Annotated in this window: 28 protein-coding genes and 1 pseudogene; 16 read left to right on the top strand and 13 right to left on the bottom strand. The window is 50.9% G+C overall.

The window, feature by feature from the left end; all coding sequences use genetic code 11:
• Positions 1–93 precede the first annotated feature (93 nt).
• The 3 genes from pdxH to anmK form a co-directional block, all read right to left on the bottom strand.
• Complete coding sequence (gene pdxH / locus RYZ59_RS08350) at positions 94–750, bottom strand: pyridoxamine 5'-phosphate oxidase (RefSeq protein WP_048211753.1); 657 nt, start codon at positions 748–750, stop codon at positions 94–96.
• A gap of 59 nt (positions 751–809) precedes the next feature.
• Positions 810–1139 carry a C-type lysozyme inhibitor gene (gene mliC / locus RYZ59_RS08345; protein WP_202038722.1) on the bottom strand — a complete coding sequence of 110 codons (330 nt, stop codon included), beginning with the start codon at positions 1137–1139 and terminating at the stop codon, positions 810–812.
• 87 nt (positions 1140–1226) lie between these two features.
• Positions 1227–2348 carry an anhydro-N-acetylmuramic acid kinase gene (gene anmK / locus RYZ59_RS08340; protein WP_318046062.1) on the bottom strand — a complete coding sequence of 374 codons (1122 nt, stop codon included), beginning with the start codon at positions 2346–2348 and terminating at the stop codon, positions 1227–1229.
• A gap of 274 nt (positions 2349–2622) precedes the next feature.
• Here anmK and slyB point away from each other — a divergent pair, with 274 nt between their 5' ends.
• Positions 2623–3090 carry an outer membrane lipoprotein SlyB gene (slyB, locus tag RYZ59_RS08335; RefSeq protein WP_003029175.1) on the top strand — a complete coding sequence of 156 codons (468 nt, stop codon included), beginning with the start codon at positions 2623–2625 and terminating at the stop codon, positions 3088–3090.
• A gap of 48 nt (positions 3091–3138) precedes the next feature.
• Here slyB and slyA read toward each other — a convergent pair whose 3' ends face one another.
• Positions 3139–3579, bottom strand: coding sequence for a transcriptional regulator SlyA (gene slyA / locus RYZ59_RS08330; protein ID WP_019076732.1), 441 nt, complete (start codon positions 3577–3579; stop codon positions 3139–3141).
• 192 nt (positions 3580–3771) lie between these two features.
• On the opposite strand from slyA, the gene RYZ59_RS08325 reads away from it, so the two are divergent.
• From RYZ59_RS08325 to RYZ59_RS08315, 3 genes and pseudogenes are all read left to right on the top strand, one after another.
• Entirely contained in the window at positions 3772–4008 is a 237-nt protein-coding gene (locus RYZ59_RS08325; protein WP_202038724.1) for a DUF1656 domain-containing protein, read from the top strand.
• A 2-nt stretch (positions 4009–4010) separates the two neighbouring features.
• The gene (locus RYZ59_RS08320; RefSeq protein WP_271440571.1) at positions 4011–4874 is read left to right on the top strand and encodes an HlyD family secretion protein; all 864 of its coding nucleotides are present in this window, start codon (positions 4011–4013) and stop codon (positions 4872–4874) included.
• Positions 4871–6911, top strand: a pseudogene (locus RYZ59_RS08315) (FUSC family protein). Before RYZ59_RS08320 ends, RYZ59_RS08315 begins: the two are co-directional and overlap by 4 nt.
• On the opposite strand, the gene sodC reads toward RYZ59_RS08315, so the two are convergent.
• From sodC to RYZ59_RS08300, 3 genes are all read right to left on the bottom strand, one after another.
• Positions 6887–7408: a superoxide dismutase [Cu-Zn] SodC gene (sodC, locus tag RYZ59_RS08310; RefSeq protein ID WP_137381276.1), complete on the bottom strand. Its 522-nt coding sequence runs from the start codon at positions 7406–7408 to the stop codon at positions 6887–6889. The pseudogene RYZ59_RS08315 and the gene sodC sit on opposite strands and share 25 nt — an antisense overlap.
• Positions 7409–7489: 81 nt before the next feature.
• Entirely contained in the window at positions 7490–8386 is an 897-nt protein-coding gene (locus RYZ59_RS08305; RefSeq protein WP_318046059.1) for an aldo/keto reductase family oxidoreductase, read from the bottom strand.
• 49 nt (positions 8387–8435) lie between these two features.
• The gene (locus RYZ59_RS08300) at positions 8436–8675 is read right to left on the bottom strand and encodes a DUF1289 domain-containing protein (protein ID WP_137381278.1); all 240 of its coding nucleotides are present in this window, start codon (positions 8673–8675) and stop codon (positions 8436–8438) included.
• Between the two features lie 101 nt (positions 8676–8776).
• On the opposite strand from RYZ59_RS08300, the gene RYZ59_RS08295 reads away from it, so the two are divergent.
• From RYZ59_RS08295 to rnt, 4 genes are all read left to right on the top strand, one after another.
• The gene (locus RYZ59_RS08295; RefSeq protein ID WP_202038727.1) at positions 8777–9376 is read left to right on the top strand and encodes a TetR/AcrR family transcriptional regulator; all 600 of its coding nucleotides are present in this window, start codon (positions 8777–8779) and stop codon (positions 9374–9376) included.
• Positions 9377–9430: 54 nt separating this feature from the next.
• A complete protein-coding gene (locus RYZ59_RS08290) occupies positions 9431–10528 on the top strand; it encodes an alkene reductase (protein WP_202038728.1) in 1098 nt (365 codons plus the stop codon).
• Positions 10529–10626: 98 nt separating this feature from the next.
• Positions 10627–11034, top strand: a complete 408-nt coding sequence (gloA, locus tag RYZ59_RS08285; RefSeq protein ID WP_003029198.1) for a lactoylglutathione lyase — start codon at positions 10627–10629, stop codon at positions 11032–11034.
• 94 nt (positions 11035–11128) lie between these two features.
• Positions 11129–11776, top strand: a complete 648-nt coding sequence (gene rnt, locus RYZ59_RS08280) for a ribonuclease T (RefSeq protein WP_137381280.1) — start codon at positions 11129–11131, stop codon at positions 11774–11776.
• Positions 11777–11827: 51 nt separating this feature from the next.
• Here rnt and grxD read toward each other — a convergent pair whose 3' ends face one another.
• Complete coding sequence (gene grxD / locus RYZ59_RS08275; RefSeq protein ID WP_003832760.1) at positions 11828–12175, bottom strand: monothiol glutaredoxin 4; 348 nt, start codon at positions 12173–12175, stop codon at positions 11828–11830.
• A 334-nt stretch (positions 12176–12509) separates the two neighbouring features.
• Between grxD and RYZ59_RS08270 the strand changes: the two genes are divergently transcribed.
• Both RYZ59_RS08270 and sodB read left to right on the top strand, forming a co-directional pair.
• On the top strand, positions 12510–13340 hold the full coding sequence (locus tag RYZ59_RS08270) for a C40 family peptidase (protein WP_318046055.1): 831 nt from the start codon (positions 12510–12512) through the stop codon (positions 13338–13340).
• Between the two features lie 127 nt (positions 13341–13467).
• Positions 13468–14049: a superoxide dismutase [Fe] gene (gene sodB, locus RYZ59_RS08265; RefSeq protein ID WP_048211764.1), complete on the top strand. Its 582-nt coding sequence runs from the start codon at positions 13468–13470 to the stop codon at positions 14047–14049.
• A 40-nt stretch (positions 14050–14089) separates the two neighbouring features.
• On the opposite strand, the gene RYZ59_RS08260 is transcribed toward sodB, so the two are convergent.
• Entirely contained in the window at positions 14090–15259 is a 1170-nt protein-coding gene (locus RYZ59_RS08260; RefSeq protein ID WP_271440576.1) for an MFS transporter, read from the bottom strand.
• A gap of 177 nt (positions 15260–15436) precedes the next feature.
• Positions 15437–15526, bottom strand: a complete 90-nt coding sequence (cydH, locus tag RYZ59_RS08255) for a cytochrome bd-I accessory subunit CydH (RefSeq protein WP_003029209.1) — start codon at positions 15524–15526, stop codon at positions 15437–15439.
• A gap of 297 nt (positions 15527–15823) precedes the next feature.
• Here cydH and purR point away from each other — a divergent pair, with 297 nt between their 5' ends.
• A complete protein-coding gene (gene purR / locus RYZ59_RS08250; protein WP_137381283.1) occupies positions 15824–16849 on the top strand; it encodes an HTH-type transcriptional repressor PurR in 1026 nt (341 codons plus the stop codon).
• Here the strand turns inward: purR and punR are convergent.
• Positions 16846–17778 (bottom strand): DNA-binding transcriptional activator PunR, encoded by a 933-nt coding sequence (gene punR, locus RYZ59_RS08245; RefSeq protein WP_318046051.1) that lies wholly within the window; start codon positions 17776–17778, stop codon positions 16846–16848. The genes purR and punR overlap by 4 nt on opposite strands.
• A 111-nt stretch (positions 17779–17889) precedes the next feature.
• On the opposite strand from punR, the gene punC reads away from it, so the two are divergent.
• Together punC and cfa are read left to right on the top strand one after the other, a co-directional pair.
• Entirely contained in the window at positions 17890–19095 is a 1206-nt protein-coding gene (punC, locus tag RYZ59_RS08240) for a purine nucleoside transporter PunC (protein ID WP_137381285.1), read from the top strand.
• A gap of 290 nt (positions 19096–19385) precedes the next feature.
• Complete coding sequence (cfa, locus tag RYZ59_RS08235; RefSeq protein ID WP_202038733.1) at positions 19386–20534, top strand: cyclopropane fatty acyl phospholipid synthase; 1149 nt, start codon at positions 19386–19388, stop codon at positions 20532–20534.
• 41 nt (positions 20535–20575) lie between these two features.
• Here cfa and RYZ59_RS08230 read toward each other — a convergent pair whose 3' ends face one another.
• The gene (locus RYZ59_RS08230) at positions 20576–21223 is read right to left on the bottom strand and encodes a riboflavin synthase subunit alpha (protein ID WP_202038734.1); all 648 of its coding nucleotides are present in this window, start codon (positions 21221–21223) and stop codon (positions 20576–20578) included.
• Between the two features lie 217 nt (positions 21224–21440).
• Between RYZ59_RS08230 and mdtK the strand changes: the two genes are divergently transcribed.
• Complete coding sequence (mdtK, locus tag RYZ59_RS08225; RefSeq protein ID WP_318046047.1) at positions 21441–22814, top strand: MdtK family multidrug efflux MATE transporter; 1374 nt, start codon at positions 21441–21443, stop codon at positions 22812–22814.
• Positions 22815–22833: 19 nt separating this feature from the next.
• Here mdtK and RYZ59_RS08220 read toward each other — a convergent pair whose 3' ends face one another.
• Complete coding sequence (locus RYZ59_RS08220; RefSeq protein WP_318046045.1) at positions 22834–23532, bottom strand: RluA family pseudouridine synthase; 699 nt, start codon at positions 23530–23532, stop codon at positions 22834–22836.
• A 303-nt stretch (positions 23533–23835) separates the two neighbouring features.
• On the opposite strand from RYZ59_RS08220, the gene RYZ59_RS08215 reads away from it, so the two are divergent.
• Together RYZ59_RS08215 and RYZ59_RS08210 are read left to right on the top strand one after the other, a co-directional pair.
• Positions 23836–24531: a hypothetical protein gene (locus RYZ59_RS08215; protein WP_318046043.1), complete on the top strand. Its 696-nt coding sequence runs from the start codon at positions 23836–23838 to the stop codon at positions 24529–24531.
• Between the two features lie 284 nt (positions 24532–24815).
• The gene (locus RYZ59_RS08210) at positions 24816–25133 is read left to right on the top strand and encodes a hypothetical protein (RefSeq protein WP_271456415.1); all 318 of its coding nucleotides are present in this window, start codon (positions 24816–24818) and stop codon (positions 25131–25133) included.
• The last annotated feature ends 39 nt before the right edge of the window (positions 25134–25172 follow it).

Here is a 25172-nt window from a genome sequence, read left to right as displayed (position 1 = left end):
GCCGGTACACGACTTTTCGCCTGATGCGAAAGAGACATAGAATAAAGCGCCGGATTCATCAGCACCAGCGCTTAAAACAAGAATTTTGCATCTTTAGGGGGCCAGACGGTCAATTTTCCACGCGTCATCTTCACGTTGGTATAAAAAACGGTCGTGCAGACGGTTTTCGCCACCCTGCCAGAACTCCATTTGTTCAATGCTCACGCGAAAGCCGCCCCAGAAACTTGGCAACGGCACTTCCCCTTGCTGAAACTTCTGCTTCAGCTCAAGAAATTTACTTTCCAGAATTCCACGTGCGGAGATCCGACTGGACTGCTTAGAAACCCAGGCGCCAATCTGGCTATCGCGCGGGCGACTGTGGAAATATTTTACCACCTCAAGCGTGGACAAGCGTTCGGCCTTGCCGATGACCATCACCTGCCGTTCCAGCGTATGCCAGGGGAATAACAGACTGATGCGCGGGTTGTTCTCAATCTGGTGCGCCTTACGGCTGCCCATGTTGGTATAAAACACCAGCCCTTTGTCATCATAATGTTTGAGCAACACGATTCGCTGGTACGGCTGACCGTGTTCATCGACTGTTGCGACGACCATCGCGGTAGGGTCTGCCAGTTTGGCATCACAGGCTTGCCCCAGCCAGCGCTCAAACAGCGCGAGGGGTTCGGCGGGAAGATCGCGGCGGCGAAGACCGCCTTTCGTGTATTCACGGCGCAGATGCGCGATTTGCTGCAATTCGTCGTTATCAGACATGATGTTGGGCTACGGATTGTCAGTGGGTGACGCTATTGTGCGCCGCCCAGGTGAAAATCTCAACGCTTCGGGTTCTGTAACTGACAGTTATTCAGCACAATTCTGTCTCGTTTATAGACCGTCGCATTGTCTCCTTTAGACCAGAAGACGTAGATACCATCTGTGTAGCGTGCACCCGATGCCGACACGCCCTGTTTGAGATTCAATAGTTGATTATCATAAACAAAGCTCGCCACCTGTCGGGTATTATTCAATTTTACGGTAAGCGGTTTTTCATCACAGCGATATTCGAGCGTATCCGTTTGCATACGCTCGACAAATTGGTTGTACACACTACAACCGGTAAGCAATACGGGCAGACACACTAATAACAGTTTTTTCATAGCCATATCCTGAAGACTTTCCTGGTCCCGGAGGGCAAAAACACCCTCCCTAACATCCCTAGTTTATCGGTATAACGCGTGGAATAATTTCAGTTAACTCTGAGTTCGTGGATTCGCGGGGAAAATAGCCCCTAAAACGCTGGGCTCAGATGCGCCGGTCACCGAAGGCAGGTTCCCCGGCAGTCCCGCAAGTGTACGCCACGCCAGCCAGGCAAAGGCTAACGCTTCCATATCATCACCACTGATCCCGGCTTCATCGGTGGAGGTCACTTCCGTACCCGGCAACAGCGCCGCCAGACGCATCATAAGAAGTGGATTACGGCTTCCGCCGCCACATACCATCAACCGTTCACACCCTCCGCTCAACAGGACCTGCTCGGAAATCGTCACGGCCGTCAGTTCAGCCAACGTCGCCTGTACGTCTCGTGGGCTAATTCCCGGAAACTGGGTCAGATGGCGTTCAATCCAGCCATAATTGAAATATTCGCGCCCCGTACTCTTTGGCGCTGGTGCGGAAAAATACGGGTCGTTAAGCATCGTTTGTAACAGCGGCAGAATCACTGTACCCGAACAGGCCCACTGCGCATCTTTATCATAAGGTTGGCCACATTGCCGCCAAACCCACGCATCCATCAGCATATTGCCCGGACCGGTGTCATATCCCCGAACCGGTTGTTTTGGAATGAGCAGTGACAGATTGGCAATACCACCAATATTTAACACCATCCGGCGTTCCGTTGGATGCGCCAGCAACGCCTGGTGAAAAGCAGGAACCAGCGGTGCCCCCTGTCCGCCTAACGCCATATCGCGCCGACGAAAATCACCGACCACCGTTACCCCGGTACGCGCAACAATCTGGTTGTTATCACCAATCTGTAGCGTATGTGGCGCAATTCCTGTCGGTTCATGCCACACGGTTTGCCCATGACAGCCGATCGCGACAATATCCTGTGGTTTCAATTTTTCCTGCTGCAGCAACGCATTTACCGCATCGGCGAACAAACGCCCCAACTGCGTGTCCAGTTGACCGTATTGGGAAAGCGTCAGTTGCTGCCCCTGACAGATATCCAGAATGGCCTGTTTTACATGAACGGGGATGGGCCATGTCAGACTGGCCTGCTGCGCAACCATCGTTTCATCTATCGCCGCCAGCACAACATCCACACCATCAAGGCTGGTTCCAGACATCACTCCGATAAAACGGCCCGATTTCATACGTCATCCTTTTAAGCAAATTAGCCTTGACACTCCACCATAAAGTGTCGACTAATTCCATGCTTCCTTGATGATTTTTGCGGGTTAATCTTCCCAGTAACCCCTAAATTCCATTAACGTGATGAATGATTCGTTTATACTCGGTTAACCCGATTTCGGTTAAGATTTTCATATTGTTCCAGTAGAACATGTGACCTTAGACTCACAAATGCCATATAATTTAGCCATGAGGAGTGCTTTATTAGCGTTTCGTGGTGACAAAGGAGATTTGTAAATGATTAAACGTGTGCTGATTGTTTCATTAATGGGCGTATCTTTAGCGGGCTGCGTTAACAATGATAGCCTTTCAGGTGACGTGTATACCGCATCCGAAGCGAAACAAGTTCAGAACGTGACCTACGGTACGATTGTTCATGTTCGTCCGGTGCAAATCCAGGGTGGTGACGACGCAAACGTGATTGGCGCTATTGGTGGTGCTGTGCTGGGTGGGTTCCTCGGTAACACCGTAGGCGGCGGTACCGGTCGTTCATTAGCGACAGCTGCGGGTGCGGTTGCCGGCGGCGTAGCAGGCCAGGGCGTACAAGGCGCGATGAATAAAACCCAGGGCGTAGAACTGGAAATTCGTAAGGATGACGGTAATACCATCATGGTGGTTCAGAAGCAGGGTGCGACCAAATTTTCTGCAGGTCAGCGCGTTGTTATGGCTAACAATGGTAGCCAGGTTACCGTGTCTCCACGTTAATCGAATTCACGTGTGGTCAGCCTCTGGCCACACGTCGTTTTGATCGCTTTAGCCCTGCGACTGCAGTTCAATGATATTGTGTTCCAGTCTGGCGACCAGTTTTATCAGCAGATCAATTTCCTCAGCTGAAATCCCTTCCAAAATTTCGCCACGCGTTTTGTTGATAACGGCTTCCATATCAGCAATCAGCGGTTCGGCCTTCTCCGTTAATTTGATTCTCTTTGCCCGACGATCGCTGGCGCAAGTCTGTCGTGAAATGAGTCCCTTTTCTTCTAACTGGTCGAGCGTACGCACCAATGAAGGCTGCTCAATACCAATCGCTTTAGCCAGCTGAATCTGTGATTGATCCGGTGGCAACTGATGAATGTTGTGCAGCGTAACCCAATGCGTCTGCGTCAACTCCAGAGGTTTCAGGCGATGGTCAATCAGAGCACGCCAAATGCGCACCAACCGTGCCAGATCAGAACCTAATGGCGATTCCAATTTCATCTCCTTATAATTAGCTTGCTAAGTTATTGTGCTGATTTTAGAATAGTGTGCAGCATTTGTATTCCCAAAACAAATGTATTGCCAAATTTGCTTACCGGATGACATTTTTTCAGACATTATGCGTTACAAAGACACATTGTCCCTTTTTTTGCTAAACCTATAGCAACGCTCTTTTCGCCAAGGATTTTGCCCGTGAAGTTTATGTTTAATGCAACAGGATTGCCCCTACAAGATTTAATGATCGGAGCATCTGTCTACTTCCCCCCTATTTTCAAGGCGTTTGTTGCAGGATTTATCCTCTGGCTAGTTGTTCATCGCCTGCTACGCGACGGGATCTATTCTGGCGAAATCTGGCATCCCCTGTTAATGGATCTGTCCCTCTTTACGCTTTGCGTGTGTCTGGCCTTTGTCATGTTGATTGCGTGGTGATTATGTCGCTTAAAACCATTAAATACTTCTCCACTATTATAGTCGCTGTTATTGCCGTCCTCGCCGGGTGGTGGATGTGGAATTACTATATGCAATCGCCATGGACTCGTGACGGAAAAGTCCGCGCTGAACAGGTCAGCATCACGCCGCAAATCTCTGGCAGCATTAGTGAACTCAACATTAAAGATAATCAACTGGTTAACAAAGGCGATGTTCTTTTTGTTATCGACAAGACCCCTTTCCAAATTGCTGAGCTGAACGCACAGGCTCAGTTGGCCAAAGCGCAGTCCGATCTGACCAAAGCCAATAACGAAGCCAAACGTCGCCGCAATTTGTCGCAAAATTTCATCTCGGCCGAAGATTTGGACAGCGCACTGCTCAATGTTAAAGCCATGCAGGCGACCGTTGCCGCAGCCCAGGCCAGTTTGCGCCATGCTCAGTGGCAACTGGCGCAAACGGTAGTCAAAGCCCCGGTCACAGGCTGGGTCACCAATCTATCAACCCGTACCGGGGACTACGCCTCAACGGGTAAACCTCTGTTTGCCCTGGTCGACAGCCACTCTTTTTATGTCATGGGCTATTTCGAAGAAACCAAGCTACGCCATATTCAAGACGGGGCACCTGCTCTTATCACGCTCTACAGCGGCAACATTAAGTTACAGGGTCACGTTTCCGGCATTGGTCGCGCCATTTATGATCAGAGTGTGGAAAGCAATTCCGGTCTGGTTCCTGACATCAAACCAAACGTTCCGTGGGTTCGTCTGGCGCAGCGGGTTCCCGTTCGTATCGAATTTGATACCCTTCCGCACGATGTTACGCTGGTTTCGGGGACAACCTGTAGCGTGTCCATCGGTCAGCAAAAATGAAACTGCCCCGCCTGACACCCGCCAGTCTGCCATGGTTTAAAGCCACGAGCGGACAGTGGCGTTACGCGCTGCGTAATACTATTGCGATGTGTCTGGCGCTAACCTTCGCCTATTACCTCAATCTGGATGAACCCTACTGGGCGATGACATCAGCAGCGGTAGTCAGTTTTCCAACCGTCGGTGGCGTGATCAGCAAAAGTCTGGGGCGTATCGCGGGCAGTTTACTCGGTGCAACGGCCGCATTGATTATAGCCGGCCATACCCTCAATGAACCCTGGCTGTTTCTGTTGAGCATGTCAGTCTGGATCGGTTTTTGTACCTGGGCGTGTGCACATTTCACCAACAACGTGGCCTACGCTTTTCAACTGGCAGGCTATACCGCGGCGATTATTGCCTTTCCAATGGTGCATATTACAGAGGTTACGCAGCTGTGGGATATCGCCCAGGCACGCGTGTGCGAAGTCATCGTCGGGATCCTCTGTGGCGGCCTGATGATGATGATCCTGCCCAGTACATCCGATGGCACCACGCTGCTGACCGCATTGAAAAATATGCATGCACGTTTGCTGGAGCATGCCAGTTTACTCTGGCAGCCAGAAACCACAGATGCCATCCGCACCGCCCATGAAGGGGTGATCGGTCAAATCCTGACAATGAATCTGCTGCGAATTCAGGCGTTCTGGAGCCACTACCGTTTTCGCCGTCAAAATACCTTACTCAATGCGTTGTTACACCAACAGTTGCGGTTGACCAGCGTTATTTCCAGTCTGCGGCGGATGCTACTGAACTGGCCTAATCCTCCGGCTAATACCCGGGATATCATCGAGCAGTTGCTGACCGCGTTAGTCAAACCTGATACCGACAGCTACGCCGTCGCGCGGATTATCGCCCCGCTGTGCCCCGTCGATCAGCATGACTATCGGCACGTCGCCTTCTGGCAGCGTCTGCGCTATTTTTGCCGTATCTATCTGCAAAGCAGCCATTATCTGCGCTTACTGGAAAAGGGTGTCACGGTCGATCGTATCAATATTGAGCGCACGCCGGGTCTTGCCCGTCATACCGATAACGCGGAGGCTCTCTGGAGCGGATTGCGCACCTTTATTACGCTGATGGCAATCGGCGCGTGGAGCATTGGCGCACAATGGGAGTCAGGCTCCGGGGCTCTGACGCTTGCCGCTATCAGTTGCGTGTTGTACTCCGCCGTAGCGGCCCCCTTCAAATCACTCTCTTTGCTGATGCGCACGCTGGTCCTGCTGTCGCTGTTCAGTTTTGCGGTGAAATTCGGTCTGATGGTCCAAATTACCGATCTCTGGCAGTTCATTCTGTTTCTCTTCCCGCTGCTTGCCACCATGCAGTTGTTAAAACTACAGATGCCGAAACTGGCGGGACTTTGGGGACAGCTGATCGTCTTTATGGGATCGTTTATCGCGGTGACCAATCCTCCCGTCTATGATTTTGCAGGTTTTTTGAATGACAATACGGCGAAAATCACTGGCGTCGCGCTGTCGTGGCTGGCTTTTGCCATTCTGCGGCCAGGTTCTGATGCGAGAAAAAGCCGCCGCCATATTCGCGCGTTACGGCGTAACTTCGTCGATCAACTTAGCCGCCACCCTTCACTCAGTGAAAACGAGTTTGAGTCACTGACCTATCATCATGTCAGCCAGCTCAGCAACAGCCAGGATGCACTGGCGCGACGTTGGTTGCTACGCTGGGGAGTGGTGCTACTGAACTGCTCACACGTAGTGTGGCAACTTCGCGTCTGGGAGGCACGCTCAGATCCGCTGGCGCGCGTCAGGGATGTGTGTATCTCACTGCTACGCGATGTAATGAGTGAGCGTGGCGTGCAGCAACGTCCGCTGAATGCCACGCTTAATGAACTCCAGCGCATCTGTGATGCACTGGCCCATCATCATCAGCCCGCTGCGCAGGAGTTATCGGCCCTTATCTGGCGACTACACTGCTCACTTTCACAACTTGAGCAAGCGCCGCCACCGGGCACGCTGAGTCGCTGATTACTTGATAACACCGCAGGCGTAGCGCGCCCCGCCGCCGCCAAGTGGTTTCGGCTGATCGGACATATTATCGCCGCCAACATGGATCATCAGCGCTTTACCTTTAATTTCATCAAGTGATTTCAACCGGGGGGCTGTCACTGCCGTCGTGGCATTCCCTTCATTATTTACCACCAGCAAAGGCAGGTCGCCCATGTGGCCTGCGCCTTCCGGACCTTCATGCTTGCCGGTTTTATGCGGGTCGTAATGACCGCCAGCCGATTCTGCTGCCGAGGCTTTCCCCTCTTTAATCGCGGGCTGGCAACTGCCGTTAGCATGCACATGAAAACCATGTTCACCCGGCGGCAGTGCTTTAAGATCAGGCGTAAACTCCAGCCCTTTTGCGGATTCGGCAATAGTGACAGTACCAATTTCCTGGCCAACGCCCTGCGACGTCACCAGATTCATCACCACTTTCTCACTGGCAGCCTGTGCACCAGCACAGGCCAGTAACGTGATGATGGCTAAACTCAAACGCTTCATACAACCTCCGTCATCCAGGTGTCTGACTGATAAGTGTAATCCAGTGACACAAATTTGAACGACGGAACGCTGAATACGTGATTAAGGCACGTCGTAACCGAGCGCTGCTTTACGAATACGGAACCACTGCTGGCGAGACATGTTCAATGACTCTGATTCAATTGCAGCACGCACACGTTCGATTTTACCCGAGCCAATAATCGGCAGCGGCTGCGACGGCAGACGCAGGATCCACGCATACACCACCTGTTCTATGGACTGCGCATTCAGTTCTTCTGCTATCACGGCCAGTTCATTGCGCAGCGGCTGGAAGGCGTCATCATTGAACAGACGCCCACCTCCCAGGCAAGACCAGGCCATTGGGCGGATACGCAGCTGTTGCAGCTGATCTAACGTCCCATCCAACAGGAGAGGTTGATGCACCGGTGAAATTTCGACCTGATTGGTTGCCAGGGTAAAGGGTAATCGTGATTGCAGCAGTGAAAACTGTGCTGGCGTGAAGTTAGAGACACCAAAATGGCGCACCTTACCGCTATGATGTAATGTCTTGAAAGCTTCCGCCACATCGTCTGCATCCATTAACGGATCGGGGCGGTGGATCAACAGCAGATCAAGACGATCGGTTGCCAGCAGCTTCAGCGACTGTTCGGCACTGGCAATAATATGGGCGCTGTCAGTGATGTAATGACCCAGCGCGTTTTCCTCTTTCGCCGTCGTGGCAATACCGCATTTGGTAACAATCTGCATTTTTTCACGCAGGTGCGGCGCCAGCTTCATCGCCTCGCCAAACGCCGCCTCACACTGGTACCCGCCATAAATATCCGCGTAATCGACAGTCGTGACACCCAGATCGAGATGTTCCTCAATAAAGCTGACTAGCTGACGCGCGGACATATTCCAGTCCATCAGGCGCCAGTACCCCATCACAAAGCGCGAAAATTCCGGGCCTTGCGGCGCAATAGTAATACGCTGAACCATAGCAGCTTCCTTATAAGTGAATGTGCATCGAGTATACGCAATTACGCTTTTAAAAGAGTGAAGGTTGTTGCGGTTCTTCCGGTGGGTTGGATTTGTTTGCGCGTAATTTACGCATCAGACGCTGGCGACAGAGCCGCAGTACCTCCTGCTTTTGGGCATCGCTCATTTTCTGCCAGTTAAAACGCTCATCCCGACTGCGAAAACATCCACGACAAAAACCGCGATCGTCAGACTGACATATACCGCGGCATGGGCTCTGGACGGGGAAAAACTCCAGCTGTTCGGCCACATCCCCTCCTTTTGTAAGATTGATATACCTATTGAAGACGGTAACTGAAAATCTGGCAAGCGCTATTGCATTAGACCGACTGGTCTATTACACTCTTCGGCATGAACAAAGTAACTGAACACGATACACGCGAACATCTTTTGGCGACCGGCGAACGACTGTGTATGCAGCGCGGTTTCACCGGTATGGGTTTAAGCGAGCTACTGAAAACCGCTGAGGTTCCCAAGGGTTCGTTTTATCACTATTTTCGCTCAAAAGAAGCATTCGGTGTGGCGATGCTGGAGCGTCATTACGCGGCCTATCATCAGCGACTGGCTACGCATTTTGAGACGGGCGCAGGGAACTACCGTGACCGTATTCTGGCCTACTATCAGGAAACTCTGAACCAGTTTAGCCAGCACGGCATCATCAGTGGCTGTTTAACCGTGAAATTGTCCGCCGAAGTGTGCGATCTTTCCGAAGATATGCGTACAGCAATGGACAAAGGCGCCCGACACATTATTACGCTGCTGGCGCAGGCGCTGGAAAAAGGTCAGGCGAACCATTGTCTGTCATTTGTTGGCGAACCTTTGCAGCAGGCGCAGGTGTTGTATGCGCTGTGGCTGGGAGCCAACCTGCAGGCCAAAATGTCGCGTAGTGCCACACCGCTGGAAAACGCGCTGGCTCACGTCAAAACCATCATTGCAGCGCCTGTTGTTTAACAGGCGTTTTTATTTAATTCATCACTAGACGACCGGTCTATTCAGGAGTGTAACATGTCATCTGAAAAACTCTTTTCCCCGCTGAAGGTGGGTGCGATCACCGCGGCAAACCGCGTGTTTATGGCCCCACTTACCCGTTTGCGCAGCATCGAACCTGGCGACATCCCTACTCCGCTGATGGCCGAGTACTATCGTCAACGCGCCAGTGCGGGTCTGATCATTAGCGAAGCGACACAGATTTCTGCGCAGGCGAAAGGTTATGCCGGAGCGCCAGGTTTGCACAGTGATGCACAAATTGCTGCGTGGAAAAAGATTACGGCGGCTGTACACGCTGAGCAGGGCCATATCGCCGTTCAGCTGTGGCATACCGGACGTATCTCCCACTCCAGCCTGCAGCCAAACGGTCAGGCTCCGGTTGCACCGTCCGCCATCAGTGCCGGAACCCGAACGTCTCTGCGCGATGAAAATGGACTGGCCACACGTGCCGATACCTCAATGCCGCGTGCGCTGGAAACCGAAGAAATCCCGGGCATCGTGAATGATTTCCGCCAGGCGATTGCCAATGCGCGTGAAGCCGGTTTTGACCTGGTAGAGCTGCACTCTGCTCACGGTTACTTACTGCACCAGTTCTTATCGCCAACCTCGAACCAGCGTACCGATCAATACGGCGGTAGCGTTGAAAACCGCGCCCGTCTGGTACTGGAAGTCGTCGATGCAGGTATTAAAGAATGGGGTGCCGATCGCATTGGTATCCGTGTTTCCCCTATCGGCTCGTTCCAGAACGTCGACAATGGTCCAAATGAAGAGGCTGATGCTCTGTACCTGATCGAACAACTGGGCAAGCGCGGCATTGCTTATCTGCATATGTCCGAGCCAGACTGGGCTGGTGGCGAACCGTATTCAGACGCGTTTCGCGAGAAAGTTCGCGCGCGCTTCCACGGTCCTATCATTGGTGCTGGCGCCTACACCCCTGAAAAAGCAGAAGCGCTGATCGAGAAAGGTCTGATCGACGCCGTTGCTTTTGGTCGCGCCTATATTGCTAACCCGGATCTGGTGGCGCGTCTGCAACGTAAAGCGGAACTGAATCCACAACGTGCCGAGAGCTTCTACGGCGGCGGCGCGGAAGGTTACACCGACTATCCTACCCTCTAACGTCACAATCTCCGTTCTGCCATTGATAGCGGCGTAACAACGCCGCTATACTAAAACAACATTTTGAATGTATTAGCCATTTTTGAAGGGGAAGAAAGATGCGTTTACTTCATACCATGCTGCGCGTGGGTGACCTGCAGCGTTCCATCGAGTTTTATACCAACGTGTTGGGCATGAAGCTGCTACGTACCAGCGAAAACCCTGAATATAAGTACTCTCTGGCATTCGTCGGATACGGCCCTGAAACCAGCGAAGCCGTGATCGAACTGACCTATAACTGGGGCGTTGATAAGTATGAACTGGGTACCGCATATGGCCACATTGCCCTGAGCGTAGATAACGCGGCAGAGGCCTGTGAACGTATTCGTCAAAACGGCGGGAACGTGACGCGTGAAGCGGGTCCGGTAAAAGGCGGTACGACGGTCATCGCGTTTGTTGAAGATCCAGATGGCTATAAAATTGAACTGATCGAAGAAAAAGACGCCGGCCGCGGTCTGGGCGACTAATCTCTCCTCGGGCGCAGATCGTCTGTGCCCGTAGTTTTATACTCATCATTTTGCCATAATACGCGCTGCAATTTTCCCGTATTAAGAGACCCAGATGTCCGATAACGCTCAACTTTCCGGTCTGTGTGACCGTTTTCGTGGTTTTTATCCTGTCGTCATTGATGTCGAAACAGCAGGATTTAACGCCAAAACCGATGCGCTGCTTGAAATTGCCGCCATCACACTGAAAATGGATGAACAGGGCTGGCTGATGCCGGACATGACGTTACATTTCCACGTTGAACCGTTTGAAGGGGCGAATTTACAACCCGAAGCGCTGGCATTTAACGGCATCGACCCGAGCAACCCGTTGCGTGGCGCCGTCAGCGAGTATGACGCGCTGCATGCCATCTTTAAAATGGTACGTAAAGGTATCAAAGATAGCGGCTGTAATCGGGCGATCATGGTGGCGCACAATGCGACATTTGATCACAGTTTTATGATGGCTGCGGCAGAACGCGCCTCACTGAAACGTAATCCGTTTCACCCCTTCGTCACCTTTGATACGGCAGCATTAAGCGGCCTGTCATTGGGGCAAACCGTACTGTCAAAAGCCTGTCTGGCTGCAGGTATGGAGTTTGATGGGACTCAGGCGCACTCGGCGCTGTATGACACAGAACGAACAGCCGTTCTGTTCTGCGAGATTGTTAACCGCTGGAAACGTCTCGGCGGCTGGCCTCTGCCAGTGCCCGAAGAGGCGTAACGGCGGCATAAAAAAAGCGACCTGCAGAGGTCGCTTTTTTATTTTTGCTGGTTACTCAGCGTCCGGCTCTTCGGTTTTGTATTTCGCTGCAGTTTCTTTAATCAACTGCTGCAACTCACCGCGCTGGTACATTTCAATTAAAATGTCACAGCCGCCTACCAGTTCACCATCAACCCACAGCTGTGGGAAAGTCGGCCAGTTGGCATATTTCGGCAGCTCGGCGCGAATATCCGGGTTCTGCAGAATATCAACATAAGCAAAACGTTCGCCACAGGCGGACAACGCCTGCACAGCCTGAGCAGAGAAACCGCAGCTTGGCAGTTTTGGGGAACCTTTCATGTACAGGAGAATCGGGTTTTCAGCGATCTGGCGCTGGATTTTTTCGATAGTGGTGCTCATTATCTTGCTTCCTTAAACTTCTTTTACGGCAGTAGTCTGACATTGTAGCGGGTCAGGCAGGTAACGGAAAATAACATTTTCATTACGCGATATTATTTTATCGCCTGTCGTTAAAAGTTGCATTCACAATCTCACTTATCCGCGTAAAGCCTGGGGATTTGATTATCTGTTCACCAATTACGCCTTGAATTGCTGTTTTTTTTTGCGGTCGGTTACGAAACGTAGTTTTAAACGAAAAAAGCTATTAACTTTCCCTCTTTCTATAGATTAGAATCGTCAAGTTTTGAAAATCACACGCAGGCGCGATAGACCTGCCTTACCAGAGGACTGCTCAGTGGCGCGGATAAACCGAATCTCGATCACGCTCTGTGCTTTACTTTTTACCACACTGCCTTTTACGCCTATGGCTCATGCTTCCAAGCAGGCCAGGACGACACCTACCGCTTCCCACACTGTCAAGACGGTAGATAAAAAGAAAAGCGCAACAACCAGCCAGAAAGCAACAAAAACCATCAAGAAAACGGCGACAAAAAACACCAGTAAAACCAGCACGAAAACGGCCTCCTCCTCCAAAAAACGCACAGCGACTCCGGCAAAATCGACGAAAACAGCAAACCGTCGCAGTAAAACAGCGGCAATACAAACCCCCGCCGTCACCTGGACTGAAAAATGTACCCCGCGCAAAGGTCATAAGCCACGTTGTGTAAAAGTGAAGACGACTGCGCCAACAGCCGTTGCTGATGTGCATAAAGTGAAAGTACAGAAAGCGACCAAAACCGCCATGTCTACCCTGATGAACCAAATCGGTAAACCTTACCGTTGGGGGGGCACCTCACCCAGAACCGGTTTTGATTGCAGCGGGCTGGTTTATTACGCATATAAAGATCTGGTGAAGTTCCGCATTCCGCGTACCGCCAATGAAATGTATCACCTGCGCGACGCTGCGCCGATTGAACGTGGTGAACTGAAAAACGGTGATCTGGTCTTCTTCCGCACGCAAGGTCGCGGTACTGCTGATCACGTTGGCGTCTATGTCGGCAATGGTAAATTTATCCAGTCCCCACGTAGCGGTCAGGAAATTCAAATAACCTCTCTGAGCGAAGATTACTGGCAACGCCACTACGTGGGCGCTCGCCGTGTGATGACGCCGAAAACAATTCGCTAAAAACTTACCCTACAGAATATGCTGTAGGGTAAGTTCTTCTTTTGCATAACCTTTCAATTTGCTACCCTATCCTTACTCACAATGAGGCTATTGTGTGTACTCACTATAAATAATAAGGAGAGAAGCAATGTCGTTCGAATTACCTGCATTACCGTATGCCAAAGATGCTCTGGCACCGCACATTTCTGCCGAAACGCTGGAATACCACTATGGCAAACACCATCAAACCTACGTGACCAATCTGAATAACCTGATTAAAGGCACCGCGTTTGAAGGTAAATCACTGGAAGAGATCGTACGTAGCTCTGAAGGTGGTGTATTCAATAACGCAGCACAGGTATGGAACCACACGTTCTACTGGAACTGCCTGGCACCAAACGCTGGTGGCGAGCCGACCGGTAAACTGGCCGAAGCGATTGCCGCCTCCTTTGGCAGCTTTGCAGACTTCAAAGCACAATTCACCGATGCCGCTATCAAGAATTTCGGTTCTGGCTGGACCTGGCTGGTAAAAGGAACGGATGGCAAACTGGCTATCGTGTCCACCTCCAACGCAGGTACGCCGCTGACAACTGACGCGACGCCGCTGATGACCGTTGACGTGTGGGAACATGCTTACTACATCGATTATCGTAATGCCCGTCCTGGCTACCTGGAACACTTCTGGGCACTGGTGAACTGGGAATTTGTTGCGAAAAACTTCGCAGCATAAAATGACAACGCAGAAGGGGTTCCCTTCTGCGTTTTTGTTTTTAATTCGTTGCGTTGCAGACTTCTTCCGCTTGTTTCCTTGCCGAGACAAAGACCAGCAGTAGCGCAAGTCCTGCCACAATCGCCCCCATTACCGGGACGAAACTGTAGCCCAACCCTCCGGAGATTACCGCCCCACCAGCCGCCGCGCCGAGGGCATTCCCCAGATTAAACGCGCCAATATTCACTGACGATGACAATCCAGGTGCTTCGCTGGCAACGCGCATCACACGCATCTGCAGCGGCGGAACCACCGCAAACGTTGCTGCGCCCCATACCACCATACTCACGGCCGCACCCAGCTCATTACGAGCAAGGAAAGGTATCGCCAGCATAATAACCATCAGCAGCAATAAAAAGCCTTTCAGCGTACCGTTAACCGAACGGTCAGCCAGTTTACCGCCCAGATAGTTACCGATAGAGAACCCAACGCCAATCAGCACCAGCATACCGGTGACAAACGCCGGTGTAGCATGAGTAATACTGTGCAGCACAGGTGAGATGTAGGTATAAAGCGTAAACATCGCCCCGGCCCCCAGAACGGTTGTCAGTAAAGCTGACACCACTTGTGGACGCATTAACACTGCCAGTTCTTTGCGCACATCAGGGCGCTCACCTGCCCCGCCTTTCGGTAACGAGAAGAACAGACTGACCATCGCGATAACGCCCAGTCCCGCCGTCGCCATAAAGGACATACGCCAGCCGATGGTTTCCCCAAGCCAGGTTGCCGCGGGAACACCGCCAATATTCGCGATAGTTAACCCCATAAACATAGTCGCAACGGCGCTGGCCTGTTTATGTTTGGGGACAACGCTTGCCGCCACAACCGAACCGAGGCCAAAAAATGCCCCATGGTTAAGACTGGTCAAAATACGCGACAGCATTAGCGTCGTGTAATCCGGAGATATCGCCGAAAGTACATTACCCAACGTAAAAATGGCCATCAGGAAGATAAGCGCATTGCGACGCGCACGATGGGACAGCAGTAAGGTCATCAGCGGTGCGCCAACCATTACGCCTACCGCATACGCGCTGATTAACATCCCTGCGGCCGGAATGGAAACATCCACGCCTTTGGCAATGACGGGTAGCAATCCCATGGGAGAAAATTCGGTCGTTCCAATGCCAAACGCACCTATCGCCAGCGCCAGTAAAGGATAATTTATTTTCATCTATCGACTCCGTAACGTCGAGCCTTGGCACGACACATCATAAGAGTCAAAAGCATGACATTGATCGCAAAATTAATAAAGTTAACAAAACTGCAAAAGACTTTTGCTTATTTGCAAAAAATAGGAGGGGAAAGACAATCAGGAAGGATGAGGGAGAGCGAACTCCCTCGGGGGAAATCAGTGCAGTGCTGCAGTCAGGCCACCCGCAACAATCAGGCCCAGAACAATTATGGTCGTCACTAACGAAAATTTCAGATCGGTGCTCATCAAGTTTTCTCCTTTTTATTCCCACACAAAAAGTGATATTGCGCATTTTTACACACTTGAAAGCAAAAATCTCTCACGATTTATATTGATAACTGCTTTTAACTCTTCCCCTTTTCGTTAAGATCAGACAAAATTCCACGCTTACTTGATTAGCGTACCGGCCATTGACCCCTTCCTGACGTTCCGTGTCGTTTTCCCGGCGTGCCGCAACCCTGACGTTGCGTTGAGGGTGTGTGAAGGCAAACGTTTACCTGGAGTATTCTCAGGAGCTTAGGATATGGTCTGGAGTGAGATGTAATGGCAACTATTAAAGATGTAGCGAAGCGAGCAAACGTTTCCACTACAACCGTATCACACGTAATTAACAAAACGCGCTTTGTCGCAGAAGAAACGCGCAACGCTGTCTGGGCAGCGATTAAAGAACTGCACTACTCCCCTAGCGCAGTTGCACGTAGCCTGAAGGTGAATCACACCAAATCGATCGGTTTGTTGGCAACCAGCAGTGAAGCTGCCTATTTCGCCGAAATTATCGAGGCTGTTGAGAAGAATTGTTTCCAGAAAGGCTATACGCTGATTCTGGGCAACGCCTGGAACAGTCTTGAAAAACAGCAGGCCTACCTGTCTATGATGGCGCAAAAGCGCGTAGATGGCCTGTTGGTAATGTGTTCAGAGTACCCGGAATCACTGCTTTCCATGCTCGAAGAGTATCGCCATATTCCAATGGTGGTCATGGACTGGGGCGAGGCAAAAGCCGACTTTACCGATACCGTCATTGATAACGCTTTTGAAGGTGGTTACATGGCAGGCCGGTATCTGATTGAACGCGGTCATCGTGAGATCGGCGTGATCCCGGGTCCTATGGAGCGTAATACCGGCGCAGGCCGCCTGGCTGGCTTTATGAAAGCAATGGAAGAAGCGCTGATTAAAGTTCCCGAAAACTGGATTGTCCAGGGTGATTTCGAACCTGAATCCGGCTATCGCGCTATGCAGCAAATCCTCTCCCAGTCGCATCGCCCAACCGCCGTATTCTGTGGTGGCGATATTATGGCGATGGGTGCGCTGTGTGCCGCAGACGAGATGGGACTGCGCGTGCCGCAGGATATCTCAGTTATCGGTTACGACAACGTGCGCAACGCCCGTTACTTCACCCCTGCGCTGACAACCATCCATCAGCCAAAAGATTCACTGGGTGAAACGGCCTTCAACATGCTGTTAGACCGAATCGTGAATAAACGTGAAGAATCGCAGTCTATCGAGGTGCACCCACGCCTGGTAGAACGTCGTTCCGTTGCCGACGGTCCATTCCGCGATTATCGTCGTTAAGCCTGTTGTGCGGGGGCCTCATCCGGCTCCCGCAGCCACTCTTTATTCAGCGTCTCACTATCCCCTAAGTAGTCCAGTAACCAGCTCAGTGCAGGCGACGTATCATTCTGCTGCCAGGTCAGGCAACAAGCGGCATCCGGGAACGGATTTTCCAGCTGTAATGCCACCCATTTTCCGCTATCGATCCACGGTTTGGCAAAATGCGTCGGTACCATCCCGACACAAAGCCCGGCTGACAAGCAGGTGGCCGAGGATTCCCAGTCAGGAACCACAACGCGTTTTTGGTTGTCCAGTAACCATGTAATACGCTTCGGCAGTGTGCGGGAGGTGTCTTCGCGTACCAGCGATGGCCAGTTGCGCAACGTATCGTCACTGAGCGGTCCCGGCATCGCCGCCAACGGATGATGACTGGCTACCACGCAACTCCAGCTCAGCATTCCCATGTCGCGGAACGTATAGCGTCCCCCTACCGGAATGGCCTGCGTTGCGCCGATAGCTAGCTCCACGCGGCCATCCGACAGCGCGTCCCAGACGCCATTAAACACCTCCTGAAAGACCAGAAGTTCCACATCATCGAAATGGCGGTAGAAATCCACAATCATCTGTCGGGTCCGTTCTGGACGCACAATATTATCTACCGCTATCGCCAGTTGTCCTCGCCAGCCATTGGCAATTTGTTGACATTGCTGACGGGTGATCTGCATTTTTTTGATAACAGACCGGCCTTCCTTTAAAAACCACGCGCCAGCAGGCGTTAATTCCACGTCCCGATGACGACGTTCAAAAAGAGGCACAGCCAGCCACTCTTCCAGTTGGCGCACAGTGTAGCTTACCGCCGAAGGTACGCGGTGCAACTCCTGAGCAGCGGAGCTAAAGCTACCGTTACGCGCCACCGCATCAACCACCTCAAGTGAATATTCCGACCACATATTCTGCCTGCAAAAAATTTGAAATCAGTAAGCAAATATTAGCGTTTCACAGCGAGAATTACACTCACTACACTCAGCGGCAATGTTCTATTGCTAAAAAGAGAAACGATAATGCAACCAGGAAAAGGGTTTTTAGTCTGGCTGGCAGGTCTTAGCGTGCTGGGTTTTCTGGCAACCGATATGTATTTGCCCGCCTTTGCGGCTATTCAGGCCGATTTACAGACACCCGCCTCCGCCGTGAGTGCCAGCCTTAGTTTGTTCTTAGCGGGCTTTGCCGTTGCACAACTTTTGTGGGGGCCACTCTCCGACCACTATGGTCGTAAACCGATTTTGATGCTGGGCTTATCCATCTTCGCGCTGGGCAGCCTGGGCATGTTGTGGGTAGAAAACGCCACCGGCTTACTGGTGCTGCGCTTTATTCAGGCCGTTGGTGTCTGTGCGGCTTCGGTTATCTGGCAGGCGCTGGTTACCGATTATTATCCTTCACAAAAAGTAAACCGCATCTTTGCCACCATTATGCCGCTGGTCGGATTGTCTCCTGCACTTGCACCGTTATTAGGCAGTTGGATCCTGGTACATTTTTCCTGGCAGGCCATTTTTGCCACCCTTTTTGCAATTACCCTGGTCCTGATGCTGCCGGCCCTGCGCTTAAAACCAACGGCAAAAGCGCGCGATGACAGCCAGGATAAATTGACGTTCGCTACGCTGCTGCGCTCCAAAGCATACCGTGGAAATGTACTGATTTACGCAGCATGTTCTGCGAGCTTCTTCGCATGGCTGACGGGTTCACCGTTTATCCTTAGCGAAATGGGCTATAGCCCGGCGGTGATTGGTCTGAGCTATGTCCCGCAAACTATTGCATTTTTGATCGGTGGTTACGGCTGCCGTGCGGCACTGCAAAAATGGCAGGGTCGCCAGCTTCTGCCGTGGTTACTTATCCTGTATGCCATTAGCGTTATCGCCACCTGGGCTACTGGCTTTATTCACCACGTTGCGTTGGCTGAAATCCTGATCCCATTCTGTGTGATGGCCATTGCGAACGGGGCAATCTACCCTATCGTTGTCGCCCAGGCGCTGCGTCCATTCCCGCAGGCAACAGGGCGTGCCGCTGCGCTGCAGAACACGCTGCAACTGGGGTTATGCTTCCTGGCAAGCCTGGTCGTCTCGTGGTTAATCAGCACGCCGCTGCTCACCACCACCAGCGTTATGCTGACGACAGTGCTGCTGGCCGCGCTAGGTTACAAAATGCAGTCACAGACTGACAACACATCCTTGCCGGATGAGAGCGCGCAAATTGCCCACGGTGAGTCACATTAATCATTGTTGCGGGCATTTAGTTAGCCCGCTAACAATTATCGGTTGAATAGCCAAAAATTCAGGCCTATACTGATTTTCGGTTGTTAATAAAACGATAAGATTTATAGAGTAACGGGAACAAGCAGGTTCCCGTTTTTCCATGGATGGCCTTTTCGGCAAGGGTTCCTCCCTTCCTCTGTTCTACGTCGGATTATAGATTCGCGGATTAATTCCGTGAGATTTCTCACAAAGCCCAAAAAAGCGTCTACGCTGTTTTAAGGTTCTGATCACCGACCAGTGATGGAGAAGCTATGAGTTCATCATGTATAGAAGACGTCAGCGTACCGGATGATGACTGGTACCGAATCACCAATGAGTTATTGAGCCGTGCAGGCATTACCATTAATGGCCCGGCACCGGCAGATATTCGCGTTAAAAACCCCGACTTTTTCAAACGCGTGTTGCAGGAAGGATCGTTGGGTTTAGGTGAAAGTTATATGGACGGCTGGTGGGAATGCGATCGGCTGGATATGTTTTTTAACAAAGTCCTGCGTGCAGGTCTTGAAAGCCAACTCCCCCGCCACTTCAGAGATACGCTACGTATCGCAACAGCCCGTCTGTTTAATTTACAAACCAAAAAACGTGCATGGGTCGTCGGCAAAGAACACTACGATCTTGGCAACGATCTCTTTACCCGCATGCTTGATCCCTACATGCAATATTCCTGCGCCTACTGGAAAGATGCCGATACCCTGGAATCTGCCCAGCAGGCGAAGCTAAAAATGATTGCCGAGAAATTGCAATTGAAACCAGGTATGCGCGTACTCGATATTGGCTGCGGCTGGGGAGGCTTGTCCCAGTTCATGGCGTCACAGTACGGGGTGAGCGTGACTGGCGTGACGATTTCAGCAGAACAGCAAAAAATGGCGCAGACGCGCTGTGAAGGGCTGGATGTCACGATTTTGCTGCAGGACTACCGCGACCTGAATGACCGGTTTGACCGTATCGTTTCCGTCGGTATGTTTGAGCATGTGGGACCGAAAAACTACAACACCTATTTTGACGTAGTTGACCGCAATTTAAAGCAAGATGGTCTTTTTTTGCTGCATACCATCGGCTCTAAAAAAACCGACAATAATGTTGATCCGTGGATCAATAAGTACATCTTCCCGAACGGCTGTTTACCGTCAGTTCGCCAGATTGCCAACGCCAGCGAGCCACATTTCGTGATGGAAGACTGGCATAACTTTGGGGCGGATTACGATACCACTCTGATGGCCTGGCATGCGCGTTTCATGACCGCCTGGCCAGAAATTGCCGGCAACTATAGTGAACGCTTTAAACGGATGTTCAGTTATTACCTGAATGCGTGTGCTGGCGCATTTCGCGCGCGCGACATTCAGCTTTGGCAGGTTGTGTTCTCTCGTGGCGTCGAACACGGGCTCCGCGTTCCCCGTTAGACAGTATCGCCCCCGAACTAGCGGGGGCTTTTTATTCCGACTTAAACGCCCGCTTCGCCAGTAACGTTACTTATAGCGCTTTCACGCGCGGCCAGTACACGTTCAACCGTATCAACAACGGCCTGCGTTTGCGGGTCGATTTCGATATTGACTCGCGCTCCCAGTTTTTTCTTGCCCAGCGTCGTACGTTCCAGCGTTTCCGGAATCAAATGCACGCAAAAGCGTGTCGGTGTTACTTCGCCTACCGTCAGGCTAATACCGTCAATACCGATAAATCCTTTGTACAGGATATATTTCATCAGCGACGGATCCTGAACTTTAAACCATACCTGACGATTATTTTCAGAGGTCAGAATCTTGGATACTTCAGCGGTAGTCATAATATGGCCTGACATCAGATGTCCGCCGATCTCATCGCTGAATTTTGCCGCACGTTCAACGTTGACCAGATCCCCGACTTTCAGGTCACCCAGATTTGTGATTCGCAGCGTCTCTTTCATCAGATCGAAGCTTATCTGGTTACCGTTAATTTCAGTCACTGTCAGACAACAGCCGTTGTGTGCCACCGATGCGCCGGTCTCCAGCCCATCCAACATGTATTCAGGTAACTCCACTACATGTGTGCGAAAATTCGGTTTTTCATCAATCGACACCAGTTTCGCGGTGCCCTGCACAATACCCGTAAACATACCTGTAACTCCTGAACTCAATTAAGACATCTCTGCTGTGCACAATAGCAGGTGGAAAATCAGGTTGCCAGCAATGCGCCACTCCCACCTATTTTTTCACTGGAGAAATACGGATTCCTCGCTACAATAGACTGAAATTTCCCCTGCATTTTCTTCTTGCTGCCATATAAGGCGGCTTTTTTAGTCTCTCAAATAACAACAATATAGTGGTGTACACGTGCAAAAGTATGTAAGTGAAGCGCGTCAGTTATTAGCTCTGGCAATTCCGGTGATTCTTGCGCAAATCGCTCAAACCGCACTGGGATTCGTCGATACCGTGATGGCCGGCGGATACAGCGCGACGGACATGGCAGCCGTTGCTATCGGTACGTCCATCTGGCTACCCGCAATTCTGTTTGGTCACGGGCTGTTGCTGGCGCTGACGCCAGTGATTGCGCAACTTAACGGTTCCGGACGCCGCGATCGTATTGCTCATCAAATACGTCAGGGTTTCTGGCTGGCGGGGATGGTATCTGTTCTGATTATGATTGTGCTTTGGAATGCGGGGCACATTATCCGCTCTATGCATAACATTGATCCTGCACTGGCCGACAAAGCCGTTGGCTATCTGCGTGCGCTGCTATGGGGTGCGCCCGGATATTTGTTCTTCCAGGTTGCCCGTAACCAGTGCGAAGGTCTGGCCAAGACCAAACCGGCAATGGTAATGGGTTTTCTCGGCCTGCTGGTGAACATTCCGGTTAACTATGTTTTCATCTATGGCCATTTGGGTATGCCAGAACTGGGCGGCGTCGGCTGCGGTGTGGCTACGGCTGCGGTATATTGGGTGATGTTTGCCGCCATGCTTTCTTACGTAAAACGCGCCCGATCAATGCGTGATATCCGTAATGTGCGTGGCTTCCAGAAACCTGACACCGCGGTGATGAAACGCCTGGTACAGCTGGGTTTGCCCATTGCGCTGGCATTATTTTTTGAAGTCACGCTGTTTGCCGTGGTGGCGCTGTTGGTCTCCCCACTGGGGATTGTCGACGTCGCCGGACACCAAATCGCGCTGAACTTCAGCTCACTCATGTTTGTCTTGCCGATGTCTTTGGCTGCTGCCGTCACCATTCGTGTGGGATACCGCCTGGGTCAGGGATCAACGCTGGATGCACAGACCGCTGCCAGAACCGGCTTAGGTGTCGGCGTGTGTATGGCGGTGATGACCGCCATTTTCACCGTCACCTTGCGCGAGCACATCGCCCTGCTCTACAACAATAATCCTGAAGTTGTCACACTGGCTGCACAGCTGATGTTACTGGCTGCCGTGTACCAGATATCGGACTCCATTCAGGTTATTGGCAGCGGGATCCTGCGTGGTTATAAAGATACCCGTTCCATTTTCTTTATCACCTTCACCGCGTACTGGGTGCTGGGTTTGCCAAGTGGATATATTCTTGCACTCACCGATCTGGTCGTCGACCGCATGGGGCCAGCGGGCTTCTGGATGGGCTTTATTATTGGCCTGACCTCTGCCGCGGTGTTGATGATGCTGCGGATGCGTTTTCTGCAACGCCAACCGTCAGCCGTCATTCTGCAACGTGCAGCACGATAACACCGTCATAGCCGCCGGGTTAAAATGGGCTGGCATGGCAGACGTTGATGTGTTCTTTGCTGATGGGATGTACCAGACGCAGTTCGCTGGCGTGTAACATCAGCCGAGACGTCTGCTCCGTGCCAGGCCACTCACGGCCACCATAAAGATCGCAGCCGCAGATCGGATGACCCAAATGCTGACAGTGAAGACGTAGCTGATGGGTTCGTCCGGTCTCCGGCATCAGTTGTACCCGCGTCAGGGGCAGTGATCTTCCATCCTTCAGTCGCTGATTGAAGCGCTCAATCACCCGAAAACGGGAACGCGCAGGTTTACCGCTAATGGCACTAATCGACATCAACGGAAACAGTGCGGGATCTTTGACAATGGGAGCATCAATCACACCGTCATCCTGTTTCAGGTGTCCACATAACAATGCGCTGTACACCTTAGTCACCGAGCGCTGGCTAAACTGCTGACAGAGCGCAGCATTGATTGCTTTATTGCGCGCAACGACCATCAGACCCGATGTACCAAAATCAAGCCGGTGCACCAGCGTACAGCCCGGGAATATCTGTACCAGGCGATAGTGCACCGAATCAAGATTTTGCGGATTTTTCCCCGACAGACTCAGCAACCCGCTGGGTTTATTGATAAGCAGCAGATGTTCATCCTGGTAAAGGATCTCTATTTCGTCATGGCACGGCGGAGCAACAAAGGTATCGAGAATCGTAGACATCAGACAACCAGACTAGAAAGTGGGGGTGGATCATAACGAATTTTCAACTGGCTGGCGAATCAACTCGCTTCAGGAAAGGACGATAATCAACCCAATGCGGTGGTATTGGAAATTATCTACTTTCGATGAGGATAATGTTGAGCATATGATAAATACCATGCTGTTCTTTTACAGAACCGTTATTAAATATACGGTATGAATCGTGAGACTCAAGTCAATGTGTACATTAATACACATATTTTCCATTTGCATATCTGGAACAAATAATTATCATTAACCATCCATTGTTCTTCGGCCATAGTCATGTCTACAATAAAACAGCTAGTATTGGGGCTTATATGCCTTTTCGGCATTATTTCACCCGGTGCACTCTACACCGAAGGTTATAATGGCACGACTGTGTTATCTGTCATTATCATTAGTATCGGCATGCTGTATTTTAAATATAAATGGGCAACTAATTACTTCAAAGACATGGCATTCTGGCAAGCATTCCTATGGTGTTATGCTGCAGCCGTTTTTGTACTATACCTACTGGCATTGGATCTTTCCATAAACAAAGCGATATCTGTAAGCGATACGTTTGCCTACTTCTTACATAACAACACAAGTCTTTCCACATCCGTGTTTGTCACCCCTGTACTACCGATAATAATCAGCCTGTATATTTTTCGTTGGGTGTTCAACCAGAGCAAACCATTCCCGCCAAAGTCTCAAGAAACGCATGAACTCTCAGCCATTGAACCACCGGCTTATAAAAAAGAAAACCCAATTAATTTCGTTAGTTATGATGAAAACAAGTCAATTCTCCTAAAAACCAACAAGGTAATTGATTATGCTTTTAACCTGCATGCTGCTCACCCAGATCTTTCCATCAGGTCAATACTCACTATGCACCGGGATGACTTTGAGGAAATACAATCTATTATGTCCGATGACATGGCTTTGGAGTTTGAATTATCCGTGACCAGCACATTGAGAAAACTGAGAGAGATATAATCAATAGCCAGAATAAGAAATTAACACAGCTTAATCATCTATCACAGCATGGCGTTAATGTAGACATTAATTCAGTGTAACATATCTGTGTGCACATTTTATCTAAATGCCTAACCGTGGTTAAATCCCCCTAATACCAACTTATTTACATTAGCTCAGTAGTTTATTTTCTAATGATTCAAATCAAATATTTAATAAATATAACTCGCGAACCAAATGTAGCAGCGGTTTATTATGTTAAAGATAACAACGCCGTTATCAACTCACCTTTGTAAGGATTAAAAATGAAGGTTTTGCCGAAAGTAGCAAAAGGTTCCGTTAACGAACTTTCAAATAAAAACATTACACCTATTGTCGCAGGTATAGTTGCCGGGGTTATGGCAGGTGTGAGTGCACCAGCAATGGCATCCAGCAGTAGCGGAGCCCCGGTTTCGACAACGCAAATGCAAACCGTAGTTAACCATACGGCACAACAAACCAATACCGCCATCATCCTGGCGAAGCCATCTCTTGATGGGCAAGCCTTCGCTGCGCATTACAGCCACTCCAGTCATGCCAGCCATTCCAGCCACTATTCCTGCACACCTGGCTCAACGTGCTAATACTCACGGCCAGCAGCAACGCTGGCCAACCTAAAGGTA

The organism is Citrobacter sp. HN-141 (genome assembly GCF_033341895.1).
Classification (GTDB): domain Bacteria; phylum Pseudomonadota; class Gammaproteobacteria; order Enterobacterales; family Enterobacteriaceae; genus Citrobacter.
This window is presented reverse-complemented; position numbering and strand designations above follow the sequence as displayed.